Source organism: Pseudoalteromonas sp. MMG010 (assembly GCF_018100905.1).
GTDB lineage: Bacteria > Pseudomonadota > Gammaproteobacteria > Enterobacterales > Alteromonadaceae > Pseudoalteromonas.
Map to the genome: position 1 here is coordinate 267,483 of NZ_JAGJEG010000001.1, position 17,994 is coordinate 285,476.

13 protein-coding genes and 1 other RNA gene are annotated in these 17,994 nt (G+C 39.0%); 7 read left to right on the forward strand and 7 right to left on the reverse strand.

Annotated features, from left to right (window positions below; genetic code table 11):
• Positions 1-80 precede the first annotated feature (80 nt).
• From J8L70_RS01295 to fabB, 3 genes are all read right to left on the reverse strand, one after another.
• The gene (locus tag J8L70_RS01295) at positions 81-1,097 is read right to left on the reverse strand and encodes an aspartate-semialdehyde dehydrogenase (RefSeq protein ID WP_211053663.1); all 1,017 of its coding nucleotides are present in this window, start codon (positions 1,095-1,097) and stop codon (positions 81-83) included.
• 45 nt (positions 1,098-1,142) lie between these two features.
• Positions 1,143-2,258, reverse strand: a complete 1,116-nt coding sequence (locus J8L70_RS01300) for a 4-phosphoerythronate dehydrogenase (RefSeq protein WP_211053991.1) — start codon at positions 2,256-2,258, stop codon at positions 1,143-1,145.
• Positions 2,259-2,381: 123 nt separating this feature from the next.
• Positions 2,382-3,593 (reverse strand): beta-ketoacyl-ACP synthase I, encoded by a 1,212-nt coding sequence (gene fabB, locus J8L70_RS01305; RefSeq protein ID WP_211053664.1) that lies wholly within the window; start codon positions 3,591-3,593, stop codon positions 2,382-2,384.
• Between the two features lie 177 nt (positions 3,594-3,770).
• On the opposite strand from fabB, the gene mnmC reads away from it, so the two are divergent.
• The 3 genes from mnmC to J8L70_RS01320 all read left to right on the forward strand — a co-directional run bounded on the left by mnmC (position 3,771) and on the right by J8L70_RS01320 (position 8,124).
• A complete protein-coding gene (gene mnmC / locus J8L70_RS01310) occupies positions 3,771-5,819 on the forward strand; it encodes a bifunctional tRNA (5-methylaminomethyl-2-thiouridine)(34)-methyltransferase MnmD/FAD-dependent 5-carboxymethylaminomethyl-2-thiouridine(34) oxidoreductase MnmC (RefSeq protein WP_211053665.1) in 2,049 nt (682 codons plus the stop codon).
• 289 nt (positions 5,820-6,108) lie between these two features.
• Positions 6,109-6,744, forward strand: a complete 636-nt coding sequence (locus J8L70_RS01315) for an SDR family oxidoreductase (protein WP_211053666.1) — start codon at positions 6,109-6,111, stop codon at positions 6,742-6,744.
• A gap of 339 nt (positions 6,745-7,083) precedes the next feature.
• Positions 7,084-8,124: a hypothetical protein gene (locus J8L70_RS01320; protein WP_211053667.1), complete on the forward strand. Its 1,041-nt coding sequence runs from the start codon at positions 7,084-7,086 to the stop codon at positions 8,122-8,124.
• Positions 8,125-8,169: 45 nt separating this feature from the next.
• Here the strand turns inward: J8L70_RS01320 and J8L70_RS01325 are convergent, their stop codons facing one another.
• Complete coding sequence (locus J8L70_RS01325; RefSeq protein ID WP_211053668.1) at positions 8,170-9,705, reverse strand: DUF2235 domain-containing protein; 1,536 nt, start codon at positions 9,703-9,705, stop codon at positions 8,170-8,172.
• Positions 9,706-10,269: 564 nt separating this feature from the next.
• Here J8L70_RS01325 and J8L70_RS01330 point away from each other — a divergent pair.
• A complete protein-coding gene (locus J8L70_RS01330; protein WP_211053669.1) occupies positions 10,270-10,611 on the forward strand; it encodes a hypothetical protein in 342 nt (113 codons plus the stop codon).
• A 251-nt stretch (positions 10,612-10,862) separates the two neighbouring features.
• On the opposite strand, the gene ssrA is transcribed toward J8L70_RS01330, so the two are convergent.
• Positions 10,863-11,219, reverse strand: a transfer-messenger RNA (tmRNA) gene (gene ssrA / locus J8L70_RS01335).
• A 283-nt stretch (positions 11,220-11,502) separates the two neighbouring features.
• Between ssrA and J8L70_RS01340 the strand changes: the two genes are divergently transcribed.
• Entirely contained in the window at positions 11,503-13,128 is a 1,626-nt protein-coding gene (locus J8L70_RS01340; RefSeq protein ID WP_211053670.1) for a FapA family protein, read from the forward strand.
• On the opposite strand, the gene rnt is transcribed toward J8L70_RS01340, so the two are convergent.
• The gene (rnt, locus tag J8L70_RS01345) at positions 13,112-13,780 is read right to left on the reverse strand and encodes a ribonuclease T (RefSeq protein WP_211053671.1); all 669 of its coding nucleotides are present in this window, start codon (positions 13,778-13,780) and stop codon (positions 13,112-13,114) included. The genes J8L70_RS01340 and rnt overlap by 17 nt on opposite strands.
• A gap of 190 nt (positions 13,781-13,970) precedes the next feature.
• Here rnt and J8L70_RS01350 point away from each other — a divergent pair, with 190 nt between their 5' ends.
• Both J8L70_RS01350 and J8L70_RS01355 read left to right on the forward strand, forming a co-directional pair.
• Positions 13,971-14,849 (forward strand): OmpA family protein, encoded by an 879-nt coding sequence (locus tag J8L70_RS01350; RefSeq protein ID WP_211053672.1) that lies wholly within the window; start codon positions 13,971-13,973, stop codon positions 14,847-14,849.
• A gap of 182 nt (positions 14,850-15,031) precedes the next feature.
• Positions 15,032-16,234, forward strand: coding sequence for an aromatic amino acid transport family protein (locus J8L70_RS01355; protein WP_211053673.1), 1,203 nt, complete (start codon positions 15,032-15,034; stop codon positions 16,232-16,234).
• 81 nt (positions 16,235-16,315) lie between these two features.
• Here the strand turns inward: J8L70_RS01355 and ggt are convergent, their stop codons facing one another.
• Positions 16,316-17,947 (reverse strand): gamma-glutamyltransferase, encoded by a 1,632-nt coding sequence (ggt, locus tag J8L70_RS01360; protein ID WP_247664661.1) that lies wholly within the window; start codon positions 17,945-17,947, stop codon positions 16,316-16,318.
• Positions 17,948-17,994: the final 47 nt, after the last annotated feature.

A 17,994-nucleotide genomic window follows, 5' to 3' on the forward strand; every position in this document is an offset into this window, starting at 1 on the left:
TTTGGCATTAAAAAAACAAAAAAGCGGCAACCTTTTAAGGTCCACCGCTTTATATTTATGGTTGTTAACCGAGTTAAAACCTATAAATAATTTGCCACTAATTCTTCGGCAATTTGTACACTATTTGTTGCAGCTCCTTTACGTGTATTATCACTCACAACCCACATATTTAAACCATGAGGGTGAGAGATATCTGCACGTAAACGGCCAATATAAACTGTATCGTTACCACTTGCATCAGATACCGCCGTTGGGTAATCGCCAGCATCATCAATTAGCTCTACACCCGGTGCTTCGCTTAATAATTGTTTTACGTGTTCAAAATCAAACGGCATACGTGTTTCAATATTAATCGCTTCAGAGTGGCCAAAAAATACAGGCACGCGAACACAAGTAGGGTTCACTGCAATTGTTGTATCGCCTAAAATCTTATGGGTTTCGTTCACCATTTTCATTTCTTCGCGAGTGTAGCCATTATCTTCAAACGAATCGATTTGCGGGATCACATTAAACGCAATTTGCTTTGGAAATATTTGGTTATCCATTGGGCGAGCATTCATTAAGTTGGCAGTTTGTTTTGCCAATTCGTCAACCGCTTCTTTACCTGCACCCGATACTGCTTGGTATGTAGATACATTAATGCGGTCAATGCCGTAAGCATCATAAATTGGTTTAAGTGCTAACATCATTTGAATAGTTGAACAATTAGGGTTAGCAATGATATTACGGTTTCTAAAATCAGCTAAACTTGCAGCATTTACTTCAGGCACGATTAACGGTACTTCAAAATCATTTCTAAAATGTGATGTATTATCTATAACAATACATCCTGCATCAGCGGCAATCGGTGCATACTTTTCTGACACGCTACCACCGGCTGAGAATAACCCAATATGTGCTTGGCTAAAATCAAATTTTTCTACATCAATGACTTCTATATTTTCGCCACGGAACTTAATGTCTTCTCCGGCACTGCGACTACTTGCAAGTAAAAAAAGCTGATCAACTGGAAATTTACGATCTTCTAAAGTATCAATAATTTGACGACCCACAAGCCCGGTAGCGCCGAGTACAGCAACATTATATTTTTGCGACATTTGTATTCCTCTATAAACAACAACCCTTATGGTCATTGTTAAACATTATATATTAAATCCAAGCCCAGCAAGTAACTGGCTTTGCTTTTTAGTGCCCGACACACGCACCGTACTAAACTCACGTCGTATTGGATAGTTTTTGCGCAAGGTATCAAACCCTGTACTCGCTAAGTTTTTACGTAATATGGCATCATCACGACGTACATCGTAAACTAAATGGATCAGCTGCCCTAAGTTAGCTTCATTAAAAGTGTCTTCTAGCGTAACTTGAGTTATTGCTGGTACAGGCAAAAAGTCAGCTAGGTTTTTAACAGCTGATATATTTTCTAACTCACACCATTTTTGATACAACATTTGTGTACCCCGCGCTTTCCCCTCAAGGGTATGTCCTGCAATGTGTACACTAGCAAAACGTGTATATTCAAGTAGCGGGATTAAAATATTAGGCTCGTTTTCCCATACATCTAATACTAAATCTAACGAATGGCCTTGCTGCATAACCTCAAGTAAAGCGTGATTATCAATAACATCACCTCGGCTTGCATTGATTAATATACAGTCTTTTTTGAGTGTATTTAAGCGTGCCTTATCCATTAGGTGCTGTGTTTTATAGTGACCGGTTTTAACTAATGGCACATGAAATGTCACTATGTCACTGTGCTTTAAAAGCGTATCAAGTTCAGTGTGTTCATCAAGTAACCCTTGCTCATGTTTTGGTGGATCACATAGCAATACATTTACATCTAAAACGCTCAGTTTTTTACGTAAACAACTCCCAATACTCCCGACACCGACAATGCCAATTGTTTTACCTTTAAGGGCAACAGCATTCTCTTGGCACAATGCAAAAATACTGCTTATGACATATTCAGCCACAGCAACTGCATTACAACCTGGGGCGCTAGTAAATGCGATACCTCGTTGCTTTAGTAATGGGGTATCAATATGATCCACACCTATCGTTGCGGTACCAACCATTTTAAGTTTATTAGCTTGAGCCAATAAAGCTTTGTTTACTTGTGTCACCGAGCGCGTTAATAAAACATCAACATCAACCAATTGCTCTGGTTGTAAACTTCGGCCATCAAAACGTTCTACATCACCAAAATCACTAAAAAATTGCTCTACTAAAGGCATATTTTGATCGGCAAGAATTTTCATCATTAGGTCCGGTTTCCACTAAGGGCCGTTATTGTAACGAACAACCGCATCTATATACAAACGAAAAAGCCGAGCAATGCTCGGCTTTTAATACTCTTTTAGCAAGGGTATAAAATATAAAGGCTAACCTTTGTATTTACTCATCACTAACGTGGCATTCGTACCACCAAAGCCAAAGCTGTTAGACATAACCGTATTAAGTTCTACATCTTTACGCTCAGTAACAATATCTAAGCCATGTGCTTGCTCATCTAATTCATCAATATTAATCGAAGGAGCAACAAAACTATGCTCAAGCATTAATAACGAAAAGATAGCTTCGTGCACACCAGCAGCACCCAGTGCATGCCCTGTCATTGCTTTAGTAGCACTGATCATTGGTGATTTACCACCAAATACTTCTTGAATTGCACCCAGTTCTTTTACATCACCTACCGGTGTAGACGTACCATGAGTATTTAAATAATCAATACTGTCAACATCTTGCATTGCTTGGCGCATACAGCGCGCTGCACCTTCACCCGAAGGCGCTACCATATCGTAACCATCAGAAGTGGCACCATACCCAACTATTTCAGCGTAAATATGTGCACCACGTGCAAGCGCATGCTCAAGTTCTTCAACAACAACAATACCGCCGCCACCTGAGATAACAAAACCATCGCGGTTTGCATCGTAAGTACGAGACGCTTTTTCTGGTTCTTCATTGTATTTAGTAGATAAAGCACCCATGGCATCAAATTCCATGGCTAATGTCCAATGCAGCTCTTCACCGCCACCAGCAAACACAACATCTTGTTTGCCTAATTGAATTTGTTCAACCGCATTACCAATACAGTGTGCCGATGTCGCACACGCAGAGCTAATAGAGTAATTAACCCCTTTAATTTTAAAGGGTGTTGCTAAACAAGCCGATGTTGTACTTGCCATAGTACGAGGTACCATATATGGGCCAACACGTTTTACGCCTTTTTCACGTAGTGTATCTGCAGCTTCTACCTGATACTTAGATGAACCACCACCAGAGCCAACAATAATACCGGTACGTTCATTTGATACTTGCTCATCGCTTAAACCCGAATCTTCAATCGCTTGCGCCATAGAAATATAAGAAAAAGCAGCAGCATCACCCATAAAGCGATGTGCTTTACGATCAACAAAGTCTTTTACATTAATATCTATTTTACCCGATACATTACTGCGTAAGTTATATTCAGCAAATTCTGGGTTAAACGCGATACCGCTTTTACCTGTTTTTAATGACTCTAACACTTCTTCTTTATTGTTACCGATGCTTGATACAACACCGATGCCTGTAATAACGGCTCTTCTCATTGGTAATTACCTTAGCTTGATACTAAATTGTGTTCTATTTTACGCTGAATTTAACAACTAAGTGGTCAGCTTTCTAGCGTACACTTGTACTCTGAACAAACAGTTTGCAAATAACGCCAGACTATTGCAAAGAAAACACGTAAAATAATGAATAAAAGCACTCTAAAATTGTAAACCATGATAAAAAACGCACAGATTCATTTTAACCTTCAAGGCACCCCCGTAGCCGATCACTTCGACGATGTTTATTTTTCAAATGACGATGGCCTTGCTGAATCTCATTATGTTTTTTTTCAGCAAAATAATATCGCCCAGCGGTTACAAAATCATGACCGTGACTTTTTTAGTATTGCCGAAACCGGTTTTGGTACTGGGCTTAATTTTTTAAATACTTGGTTACAGTTTAAAGCGCATATTGCACATAGGCAGCATGACAACAATAAAGTTCAAAATCAATATGATAAAAGTGTTAACCGGTTACATTTTATTTCATTTGAAAAATACCCCATTACCAAAAGTGATTTAACACAAGCACTTAAGGCTTGGCCGCAACTAGCTCATTTAAGTGAACAACTACTTGCAAATTACCCCATTACATTAGCTGGGTGTCATCGCCTTGAATTTGAAAACGGCGCAATCGTACTCGACTTATACTTTGGGGATGTACAAACGTCGATTAATACAATGAGCTATCCAGCTTGTGGGGTCGTTGATGCTTGGTACTTAGATGGCTTTGCCCCCAGTAAAAACCCCGATATGTGGCAAAGCAGTGTATTTAATTCGATGGTTGATATTTCTCGAAGTAACGCCACTTTAGCAACATTTACTGCGGCCGGTTTTGTTCGTAGAGGGCTTATTGAAGCGGGTTTTTCCATACAAAAAGCAAAAGGTTTTGGCCGTAAACGCGAAATGCTAATAGGCCAATTAACGCAAGCAAATCAAGCACATTCGGCTGCCCCTTATTTTGCTAACGACACAGCAACGTTAAATCGTGTTGCGGTTATTGGTGGGGGAATAGCAAGTAGTTCACTATTGTATAGCTTAGCTAAACGAGGGATTCACACTCACCATTTTTGCCAAGACGACGCTCTTGCAATGGGCGCATCACATAATGTGCAAGGAGCCGTGTATCCTCATTTACAAGCTAAAAACTCGCCACACAGCGAATTTTTTGCCCATAGTTTTTTGTATGCAAAACGCCTTTATAAGCAATTATTAGCACAAGGTTTTAGTTTCGATCACAGTTGGTGTGGCGTATTACAGCATGCAGTAAAAACCCCCTTAGCTCAGCGTCATGAAAATTTAGATAAAAAACAGTTATGGCCTGAAGAATTAATGCACGCAGTAAGCGCACAACAAGGCGATGAACTTGCAGGAATAAGCACAGGCTACCCTGGAGTGTTTTTTCCTCTTGGGGGGTGGATCAATCCACCGCAACTTGTTAATGCGCTTTTTCAAGCCGCTAAAGCAATAACGATAAACACCCAGCCTTTAAACAGTGAGTTTAATTGCAATATAGAGCAACTGGAAAAAACAGATGAAGGCTGGATGCTTACAGCAAACATTAATCAAAAAAGTAAAACCTTTGGCCCTTTTAGCGATGTAATTGTGTGTGCTGGCGAACATAGCGACCAATTTAACCAAACTGAAAAGTTACCTATCGTAGGTGTTAGAGGCCAGGTATCGCATATTAAAGCAAGCGAAGAGTCAAAAAAGCTTAAAACCGTTTTGTGCCATAAAGGCTATTTTACTCCTCACTATCAAGGGCATCATTGTATGGGTGCGACCTTTGAAAAAAATTCAAAAAGCCGTCAGGTTACAGAGCAAGACAACCAAACAAATCATAAACAACTATTAAGTTTTTATCAAAACACGGCATTTGCGCCTAGCTTAGGACATATCACTTCAGCTAAAGCGGCTGTGCGCTGCACTTTTATTGACCACCTCCCTATGGCTGGACAATGGGCTGATCAAAATGATTACATGCAAGCATTTGCTAATTTACGTTTAGGTAAGCGTTATCAATACAACGCACTACAAAAACCGCAACAAGGTTTACATATTTTAACGGGATTTGGCGCACGAGGCTTTTGCAGTGCACCATTAAGTGCTGAGCACTTAATTGCGCATTTAAACAATGAACCACGTCCTTTTAGTGAACGCGTTAGCCAAGCAATACACCCTGCTCGATTTATAGTGCGCGACCTTATCCGTAATAAAATTTAACCTTATCGCCTTTATTATCTACCATTGATAATAAGGACTGCTTTTTATTCGGCCTTAGCCAACAAGTTTAAAAAAACATAATAAAAGCACTTTTTTTCATCCTGCATTCAGCCTATACATTTAATAAAAACATAATATAAATAAATACTTAAATCTCCCTTTAAAAATATAAAAGCATCCCAAGCTCATTAATTAGTAAAACAATTTATGTATTTATATATCGTTTTTACAACGTCATAAGTCACTGCATTAAGCAGAGTTTAATAACATTAAGATAAGGAGTACTTGCATGAGTAAAACATTAATCATTGGCGCGAGTGGCCAAATTGGTAAAATGACCATTAAGCTACTACTTGAAAATCAACACAATGTTGTAGCCTTAGTACGTGATAAAGAAAAACTCAGTGATTTAAATAGTCCGCATTTAACGATTGTAGAACGCGATCTTGAAAGCGACTTTAGTGATGCGTTTGAAGGGTGCAATCAAGTTATATTTGCAGCGGGATCAGGTGGAAATACTGGCGCAGATAAAACACTTTTAATAGATTTATGGGCAGCTAAAAAAGCGGCAAGTTATGCTAAACAATACCAAATAGAACATTTTGTTATGATAAGCTCTATCGGAGCCGATAATCCGGATGCTGTAGAGGGGGATATTAAACCTTATCTGGTAGCAAAGCACATGGCCGACCAACATTTAATTAATCAAGGTGTGCCTTATACTATTTTACGCCCAGGTACACTAACTAACGAGCCTGGTTCACAATTAATTAGTACTCGCTACCCTAACGATAGCGATAAAGCTAAAATTAGTCGCGAAAATGTTGCAAATGCACTTTACACCATTGCCACTAATACATTTAAACGAAATCGCATTATCTCACTATTCAATGGCGAACAAGCAATCCCTAAAGCCCTTAGTTAAACAACCTATATACAAAACTCATTAACCATTTAAATCCTTGTCGGTGAAATGGTTAATGAGTTAGCGTTTTGTTTTGTTAAATACCGTCGCTATAGCGTTATTCTAAATATAACAATCGAACTTGCACTTTGTTTACACATTTTACTCGTAGTATTACGCACAATTAATGCCTATAGTTTCTATAAGCTAACAAAAATGACAAGAGATACTTTAATCTAGTTATTTTTAACTAAAAAAACATCTATAAATAGCCTTTGCGATTATAGAATCCTAAAACACTCTTTGATAAGTTAGTTAATCAATAATAAAAATAATCAGGCTACAGCCTAGGACACTTCTATGAGCGCATCTTATAAAATTGTATTCAGTGGGCAAGTTAAAAAAAATACCGACTTATCCGTCGCTATTAACCAACTATCTCGATTATTGAATATTCCAAACTTTGTGTGCGAAAAGCTATTTGATGGTAAAGCCTATGCATTAGAAAAAAATCTCACCAGCGTAGAAGCCGTAAAAAAAGAATCAAGCCTCAAAGCCCTAGGACTCATTACTAAAGTACAGCCACAAAAACCCGAAAAAGAAAACGTAACTCCCGCAAATAATAACATAACACGAGAAAGCATAAGTGCAGGTACAAGCCTTCAAACCTACCGTTTTATCCAACAAAAACAAAACAATAATCACCTGATTTACCTGATAAAAAACTGGCAGTTAATGTTATTAAAAATCGGCCTGTATTTTTGCTATACCGCGTTAATTATAGCAACGTCTGCTGCCATACTTACAGCGTTTAAGCTGGTTACTGTCGCGAATGATAGCCAAATAAATAAACAGCTTTTAAACTACGATAACTACAAACACTATTTAAATAATCAACAAAGCAACTCGCCTGTATCAGCCTATATAAATAACAACAACACCAGCTACGAAGCACTGCAAGAGCAGCAACAAATAAATCGTTATTTCGCTGATTTCTCTAGCGCAATTAATCACTATGCAAAACAGGTAAATCAACGAGATGTTTCAGCCATGGGGGGTGTAAAACTAAAACAACACCTACAAGAAATTGATGCACTTGGACCTCAATTTGCATTTTGGCAACAGCTCACAACCCTTGCCTCAGCACTTGAAAATGATGCAACTAACATGGCTAAACTAAGCAACGAAAACCCACTTAAAGTACAATGGATCAATGCAGTAGACTGGATCAGCCAAAGCTATATTAGAGAACAACAAAACCCTAGCCTAAACATTGTAAAAACGACACCACATACAACTCATATTAAATTACAACTTAACTTAATCGTACTACTTAGTTTTATGTGTTTTGTCGCCTTGCTCACCGCCTTTTTAAACAATACGTTAAAGCGAAAAATTTAAGTATATAAAAACGCCAATAAAATTATTGGCGTTTAAAATATCCCTTCAGTGAGTTCGGGTTATCGTTAATAAAACACTTCCTTGATTATTGTCATACAAAGACCATACATCATTAGCAAAAGCATAAAAGTAACCCGCTGAATCTACATTTAAACTCTTTATACCCTGCTGATAATTGGGCAAACTAACATATTGATGAGGGTGTGGGCTGCCATCATTGGTCACTGCTGTTTTTTGCTCTGCATCATTGGCAATACACCCAACTAAAATAAACCAAGGCATATGCTCTATACGTTTCGTTCCCCAAAAGTCAGCTGAGCGATTTTGTGATAGCTGTCTAAACTTACGCTCGGCTATCCCCCATATCGACGATGCAAACCGAATAATATCGCCACGTGTTAACTTCCCATCTTCACTTCCTAACCAATCGCAGGTATCTTTACCGTCTTGCCAGTGTCCTTGCGCTGAAAACGAATACTTTTCATCTTTATCCATAAATAAATAGGTTCTATTCCAGTGTTGCTTAGCAAAAACTTTTACCGATACAGACTCCCCCACAGCTAATTTTTTAGTTGGCCAATATTTAGGGTGACTAATAGGAGAAATAATCTGACGCTCAAAGACACTCGGGTGAAAGTGCTCACTGTTTTGGGGGGTTACACACTCTACATTACGAGGGCGAGAACGAAACTTAGCAAAAATACCTTTATACGAATTATGTAAAACGCCTGCGGCATCCGGTTTAAGTTGCGCAAACACATTATCTCTAAATACTAAACCATGCGCTTGTGCTTCTTGTAGCATCCACTTTAATGCAATATCCGATAACGAGCAGTCACTGTATCCACCGCCCACATCCGAATGCACACCTGCAAACCACTGCTCTTTTACATCACTATGGCTCACATCGCCTTGCCAACGTGTTACACAAAAACTACTTCTTTTTTCATCAAGCGCCATTGCGTGCCTAGCCACCTTAATATGCTTGCCTAAACACGTATCATGAAAACGCCAGCGTTCTGGGTTATCAAATAGGTTAAATATTTCCATATCATTAGGGATCCCAAGTGCACCAACCGTATCCCACACACCTAAAAAATGAACAACAAATGGTTCTTTATTATTAATAAAATCAGTTACATTTAAATTTTCACACGCTGATTTATAATCACTAAAATGCTGATGTGTTTTATCCCAACACTGCGCTTCATCCATGTCTAAAAAATCAAGCAACCCCAACCTCAGCATCCCCCCTAAGCTTCGCGCAGTAAATGCTCCTCGGCTAAAGCCAAAAATAAACACCCTATCACCCGGTTCATAATGCTGAGCTATCCAGTGGTATGCACTACAAATATGCCGCTTAATATTTTTTCCCAATGCACCATCTAAAACAGCATCTTTTAGCCCTGTTTTCTCACCACCCAACCCCGGGTGATAATACGATTTTTGTACATTATTATTGTCATCAAGATCATCTAAAGCATGGTACAACTTAACCACATTTGTGGGTGCAGGTATTGCGTTATCTTCTTGTTCTGGGTTATTCCAAGTTCCATCACAACACACGATTAAATTAGCCATTTTCACATCCCTGTTTATCTGATTATGTATAAACAACTAGAATAGAACGCTCAATAAATCAACAAATCTAACGCTCGTACCTATTAAAATGCGAATACTGAAAATGCTTTCATAAATGTAAAATTTAATTAGGTAAAATATTTAAAGAAAAACAGCCAACAACCTTTCCCAGTTGATAGCTTTAATATTGTCTTTATTTTCACCTATATCAATGAAATTATTTAATAATTTTTTGTAATCTTTATTTATCTAGGTAAAATTATGGAAAATAACACCCGGTAATTTAATAGTATAAAAAAGACATTAATCAATTCTATTTTATTGCTTAGCGTATCATGGTTAGTTATGAATTATAGATTGCGACTCAAGGCTTCTTAAATCTGCTATGAGGCCTTTGTTACAATGGCTATAAAGTGGAAAGTTAGTGGTTATTATCGCGCTTACGTGATTTGAACAACTTATATGTTTATTAATACAAAAACTAAAAATTAAAAATTAAAAAAACACGATATAAGCATCCCCCTTTTATCGTGTTACTCATAAAGGAAAAATAAGGAAAGCCATATGAAAAAAACACTCGCAATCTCACTCTCTACGCTGACTTTGTCGCTTGCTGGTTGTGGGAGCAATGTACCAGCTTGTAACGATAGTGAAACTAAAGAGCTAGTAATGAAAATTGCTAATGATGAATTAACGCGTCAAGTTGGCCAGGAGGTTGCAAACGAGGTGAACTTAGACGTTCTTGCTGTTAGAACTCAACATACTAATGAGCAAACAGGAGCGCATGAATGCGCGGCTGAACTGAGTATAAGCGGCAAAGGTGGTGCAAATGAACTTTCAATTACTTATACCGTTGAAGGAACTGACGATGGTGAAAGCTTTTATGTAAATGTATCTGGGCTGTAGCATTTAGTCTCGATGAATTATATTCAATAACGAAAAACGCCTCATTTCGATCAGTTGAGTAATTAAATACCCAACATTTAGTCTCACCATATTTTCACCAGTAAGTGCTGTGGTACTAACCATAGCACTAAAAATACTGGATGCAGGTAAACATTTTGAGATATGACAGGCATAAAAAAACCCGCAAACTTGATTGCTCAAATTTGCGGGTTTCTTAGGGTTTTTAAATCAACGTATTTAAAAACCAATATTGGTGGAGCTGGGGGGATTTGAACCCCCGTCCGAAAAGCCTCGACCGTCGGTACTACATGTTTAGTATTGTCATTTAATTAACCTTTAAGTCCCGGACAAACACGGTAAGTAAAGGCGAGGCCGCTTAGTTTTAACGCTTCAACCCCGGCCAGGGTTTCCATCGCGATCAGGTGTTAGGGTGACACTCCAGAATCCAGTCCACAAGAATACATGGAAGGAGCGCTAGCCAGCCTAAGCTGCTAGAGAGTAGTTATCGTCGTTTGCGATTACTTTAAATTGCGGCTTTTTTACGAGGCAAACCGCACCTCGACATGCACCTCGGGCTTCTTGAATTCCGTCGAATCCTAATCAGCCCCTGAAATAGGTTGGTTACTTTATATTGCTATAAAGAAGTCTCTTTTTCAGTTGCAATGAGTATAACTGAGTACACGATAGATACTCAAGCATCTACCTCGCTTTATTTTATATATATCGTTTAACTGCTTACAAATCACACATACCTAGCACTAAATAATGATTTAAAAACATTTACTTAACAATTGTTCGCGAGTGTGCTCAAATACTGCTCCGCACTACTTTGTATAACGTAATGCATAATAAACACTATAAAATAATAACAGACATACTTAGGATAAATAAATGTCGGTTTTCTCGTTAGATGAAGCAACGGGAGCGGTATCTATAAACGCTCACCCACAAGAAACAGGGTTTCCGGTTACCGGAGCTCAATTGGTTGAACTACTAGAGAACTCTGAGTTTGCTGAGTTTGAAATACTCAATACCAATATCGGTAAATTATTTGCTCCGGGCAACGATGTTACAAAAGCATCATTAGTGATCGCTCGTTGTGTTGATGCCAGCATTGAAATTACAATCAACGATACCAACATGATAGCCGAGGCAACGTTAACCACGGCGATGGGTGGAAAGTTATTAAGCGTTGAAAATGCCCATGCTGCGATTAAAAAAGCGGGTATTAAAAAAGGGGTAAACGCCCAAGCACTCGACACATTTTTAGGTCAACAATTTGAACGTGCCGCGGGAACCCAATACAGTGCGATTATTGCTCATGGTCGCAAGCCAACTAATGGCACCGATGCCAAATTTGTAAGACTTGCTCCAACAGCCCAAGACCGAGTACTTAGCCCACAGGCTAAAGATGGCGGTAAAGTCGATATGAAAAACCTTGGCGCTATTATCACGGTTAAGCCTGGCACGGCATTAATGCAACGTATACCCGCCACAGCCGGTGAAAATGGTTATACCCTTTTTGGCGATGAAATCACTGCAGCCCCAGGAAAAGAACATCAACTAACAGCATTCGATGGCACAAAAATAGATCCCACCAACCCCGATTTACTCATTGCTAATAGCAAAGGCGTGCCTGTTGCATTGCCAAGAGGAATGCGGGTTGATGATGTACTGTGCTTTGACAATATAGATGTCAGCACCGGCCATGTGGAGTTCGATGGCAGTATCATTGTCAGTGGTGATATAAAAGATGGTATGAAAGTTAAAGCCAATGGCGATATAACCGTACTTGGCTTTGTTGAGTCGGCGCATGTGCAAAGTAACAATGCCATTACGATTATGCTTGGTGCAATTGGCCGTAAGCGCGAAAATGATGAAGCTTTTACTTGCGAAGTATTAGCTAAGCGCACTATCTCTATTGGTTATGCACAATATTGCCATATAGAAACCGCTTTAGATTTATTAATTGATCGCCAAGCACTACATTGCGATTTAACCGCTAGGCGTTTAATACGTGTTGGTAAAGGAAAAAATCCCCAAGGCAAATTAATTGGCGGGAATATACATAATGCAATGCGTTTAGAAGCCGGTGAAGTGGGCGCGCCTTCGGGGGCAAAAACACGTATTTTTTTAGCGCAAAACTGGTTCGATTTGCGAGATCAACAAAGCAAAATTAATGATTTTGAAAAGCGTCTTGCTAAAAAAGCAGTTGAATTAAGAGTGGCCCGTAAAAAAGCACAACAAATATCTGTAGATATAAAAAAGCAAAAAATATTACACAAAATTCAAAAAAACGAGCAACAGGTTAAAAACCATAGTGTGCATATTTTACGTCAAAAGAAGATGGTACAGCAAAAAATATCGCGTTTATTAGCCAGTAGTCGTTTAAAAATAAACGACTTAATGCACCCAGGTGTGGAGCTTAAAATAGCAAAAGACAGTAAGCAATTTTCGCGTATTTATCCACCCCACTTAGTAAAATTAAGTGAAGGAAAAATTACTCAGTCGTTTTAGCTGATTCGTCTTCGTTTTCGTCTATTGCCAGTGGCCAACCGCCTAATTGCTGCCAACGATTAACAATTAAACAATAAAGCTCAGCGGTACGCTCAGTATCGTACAATGCCGAATGTGCTTGCGAGTTATCAAAAGCAATACCCGCTGCAGCACAAGCTTTAGCTAGTACGGTTTGCCCTAACGCAAGCCCTGCTAATGTTGTGGTGTCAAAACTCACAAACGGATGAAATGGCGTACGCTTAATATTATTGCGCTCTATGGCTGCATTTAAAAAACCATGATCAAATGCTGCATTATGCGCTACTACTACTGAACGCTGACACCCTGCGGCTTTTTGCGCTTTGCGTACCACTTTACAAATTTCTTTTATGGCATGCTCTTCACTCACTGCACCACGTAACGGAGAAAAAGGGTCTATCCCGTTAAATTCTATCGCAGCTTGCTCAATGTTAGCCCCTTCAAAAGGCTCAATATGAAAATGCACAGTATGATCGATACTTAGTAATCCATCGTCATCCATTTTTAACACCGACACTGCAATTTCTAACAATGCATCTGTTTTATTGTTAAAGCCGGCTGTTTCAACATCAATTACAACAGGAAAAAAGCCGCGAAAGCGTTTTGCGAAAAGGGTTTGCTCAGTATTTGCCATAGTTTTCTTGGATTGTCGGTATAAGCACTCTATTATGACAAAGTTGATAGGGGCTCGGCTAGAGCAAAATTTATTTATTTATTAGGCATGTAAATTGCTTAATACTGTGTGCGCTTACGGTGCAGTGTCCGTAAAACGTATTTACACTGCGTAATGCCAGTTTTTTGGCATGTTTTGTTGGAGGAACCCTATGAAGTTATCATTATTATTTTTTAGCCTAGGCTTAACCAGTACGCTATGTGTTAACAGTGCACATGCCGCTATGCGCCAATACAGTGCTAATCAAGATAATTCTCATTGGGAAGTGGTTAAAACAACTAAGCTACAATGCCAACTTAACCACGAAATCCCTTACTACGGCGAAGCCATATTTAAAGCAAATGCCAGTAAAAACAAAAACCTGACCTTTAATCTCGATATGGTTGTACGTCCCGAAAATTACGATATTGCAGGGTTAAAATCGGTTCCCCCCTCTTGGCGCGCAGGTTTGCCTGCTCGCGATATTACCGATATGAAACTACTTAAAAAATTCGATGGTGAATTAGATAATAAAACAGCCTGGGAAATGTTAAGCGAACTTGAAAAAGGCTTTCATCCCACATTTTATTATCAAGACTGGCAAAACAGTGCCGATAAAATTGCCGTGGGTGTTTCAAGCGTTAATTTTAAACAAGCTTACTGGGCATTTTTACAATGCCGTGATGGATTATTGCCATTTAGCTTCGAAGATATTTCGTTTACCGTTATGAATTACCAATCAAACAGTAGCACGCTCACTAAAGCATCACAGCAACGCTTAGAGCAAATAGCACAATATTTACAAAACGACTCAACGATTGAGTCTATTAATATTACTTCGTATACCGATAGTTACGGTGGTCGTTGGAATAACCTCGATCTATCGCGCAAACGTGCAAAAGCCATTAAAGATTACATGGTGAGTTTAGGTGTCGATGCCGAAAAAGTAGATGCAACCGGCCTAGGTGAAAAACGATTTGTCGACACTAACGATAATATTTTGGGCCGCGATAAAAACCGCCGCTTAATTATTCAAATAGCAAAAATGTGATATTGATTAAACTCTAAAAATAACATGAGCAGCTAAACAGCTGCTCATTTACCCTTCTACTGAGTATTAATGACACAGCCTTTTAAAAATTTAGTAAAATTCCCTTCTTTTTTGCACTAACTGTTTAAGTTTTATTAAAGTCGTTATATCGTGGCAGATTATAAAAATAATTAGGCTCTCTCATGCTAAAAAATAAAACAATAGGTAGTATGTTTATTGTTGCTGGTACCACTATTGGAGCCGGCATGCTCGCATTACCTATTGCTTCTGCAGGGTTAGGCTTTACAACCGCTTTTGTGTTACTTGTTGCCAGCTGGTTACTGATGACCTATACCGCCTTGTTAATGCTTGAACTACACCAATTTGCTCCACGTGATGCCACATTAAATACCTTAGCTAAATTATGGCTTGGTAAAAAAGGGCAGTATGTAGCCAACTTTTCTATGGTGTTTTTGTTTTACGCATTATGTGCTGCGTATATTGCTGGCGGTGGCTCTCAATTACAGCTTCGTATAAACACAGCATTAAATCTCAATATTGCCCCACAAATGGCCTCGGTTATACTCGCTTGCGTTATTGCGTTTGTTATTACCCTTGGTACAAGTAAGGTCGATGTGCTAAATCGGGTGCTTTTTAGTATTAAAATAGTGGTACTAGCAAGTTTGTTTTATATGTTAACGCCTTATGTGCACACCACCCATTTACTTGAAATGCCTCTACAAAACGGCCTTATTTTGGCTGCGCTACCGGTTGTATTTACTTCATTTGGCTTTCATGGCTCTATTCCTTCTATTGTGAAATATGTTGGCCTAGAAATAAAAAGTTTACGAAAAGTAATGATTGCAGGTGCGACACTGCCTTTAGTTATTTATATTTTTTGGCAGTTAATTAGCCAAGGAATAATGAGCCAACACGCACTAATTAACAGTGATGGTTTAAGTGGGTTTATTAACAGCGTTAGCCAAATAGCACATACCCCTATGGTAAAAACAGCCATTATGTTATTTGCTGATTTAGCCTTAGCCACTTCATTTTTGGGCGTGAGCTTAGGATTATTTGATTTTTTTGCTGATACATTTAAACAAAATGACAATAAATTAGGGCGTGTTAAAACAGCCTTAATCACATTTATTCCACCGCTTGGCTTTGCATTATTTTACCCACAAGGTTTTATCATGGCATTAGGCTATGCCGCTATTGCTTTGGTAGTTCTGGCCGTATTTTTACCTGTGTTTATGGTGTATCAACAACGTCAATCAGCAACAAAACCGGGATACAGTGTTAAAGGAGGAAGTATAGGGCTTGGCATTGCGTTACTGTGTGGTGTCACAATTATTGCTTCACAGTGTTTGCAAATGCTCGGAGTTATTCCAAGTATTGGCTAGCTAACGCGAACAATCGCCGCATGGCGATTGTTCGATAAATATCCCCCTGTTAGGGCATATCGTAGGCATTAAATTTAAAGCTTAAAACACCATAGATTTACCACGCCCCGTTGCCTGAGACGCAGCATCTAAATTTCCATCATTGTTAATAATTACGTGTAAATCACCAAAATTACGTGCTTCAACCTCGTAACCCATTTTTTGCAAATCCTGCGTCACGGTATTAGTAAAATCTTGCTGTGTACGAATCACATTTTTAGGCCATAGCTGATGATGAAAGCGTGTGGTATTAGCAACTTGGTCAGCCGACATATTAAACTCAACAGCATTTAAAATAGATTGGTACACCGAGCTAATAATCGTCGTGCCACCAGGCGAACCTGTCACCATTTTTACCGCGTTATTTTTAAGTAAAATTGTCGGGGTCATCGAACTAAGCATACGCTTATGCGGCTGAATTTCATTAGCAACCCCACCTAAAGCACCAAACACATTCATTACACCGGGTTTTGCACTAAAGTCGTCCATTTCATCATTTAATAAAAAGCCTGCGCCGGTTACAACCACTCCACTACCAAAGCCTAAGTTAATGGTGGTTGTATTTGCGACCGCATTACCCATTTTGTCTACAATTGAAAAATGCGTTGTTTGCTCACTTTCTTTTAAGCCTGGTTTTATATTCTCAGTGGTAGAAATTTTAGTTAACAATACACCTTCGCTACGCTTTTTAAGGTAATCGTTATTCGTTAGCGCTTTAACAGGGACATCAAAAAAATCTGGATCACCTAAATACTCTGCTCTGTCTGCAAAAACACGCTTTCCTATTTCTGCCAGTAAATGTACATACAGGGTTGAGTTATGCTCAATTTGCTGTTTTGGCTTTAGCATTTCATACATTTTTAACCACTGTAAAATAGCAATACCACCAGAGCTAGGTGGCGGCGAAGTAAGTACTTGGTAACCATTCCAGCTTTCTTTAATAGGCACACGCGATACTGCCTTATAATTTTTAAGATCTTCCTCGTTTATTATTCCACCGTGTTGGTGCATAAAGTTGGCAATGATTTTTGCAGTTTCGCCTTTATAAAAACCATCTTGTCCGTTATCACGAATTCGCTTTAAAGTGGCCGCTAATTCGGGTTGTTTAAATACACTATTGGCGGTTGCTCGCGCAAAGTAATCGGCAAAATTAACCGTTATATCTTTACTTTTTAAGCGTGCGATATAGCGCTCAATACTACTGGCCAATTTAGGGTGAACCACAAAACCTTGTGCTGCTAAAGTATACGCGGGTTGTACTAAATCGTGCCATTTTAACGAACCATGCTTTTGATGTGCCAACCACATACCTGCCACACTGCCAGGGACACCACTGGCATGAATACCATATAATGATTTATAGGGCACAACATCACCATTTTTATCTAAATACATATCTTTATGAGCTGAGCTTGGCGCTGTTTCACGGTAATCAATAAAATCGCCTTGGCCATCTTTATGAATTAACATAAATCCACCGCCGCCAATATTACCCGCTTCGGGTAATGTGACCGCCAGTACAAATTGTGCAGCAATCGCCGCATCAACAGCATTACCGCCTTGCTCTAAAATAGCACGCGCGGTATCGGCACTGTATGAATCGGGCATTGCTACGGCCATTTGCCCTTTAGCATGTACGCCACTGGTTGCACACAGTATAAAAAGTGCAGCCATGTTAATTAAATAAGTTTTAGACATAAATTTAACCATAAGTTATCCTT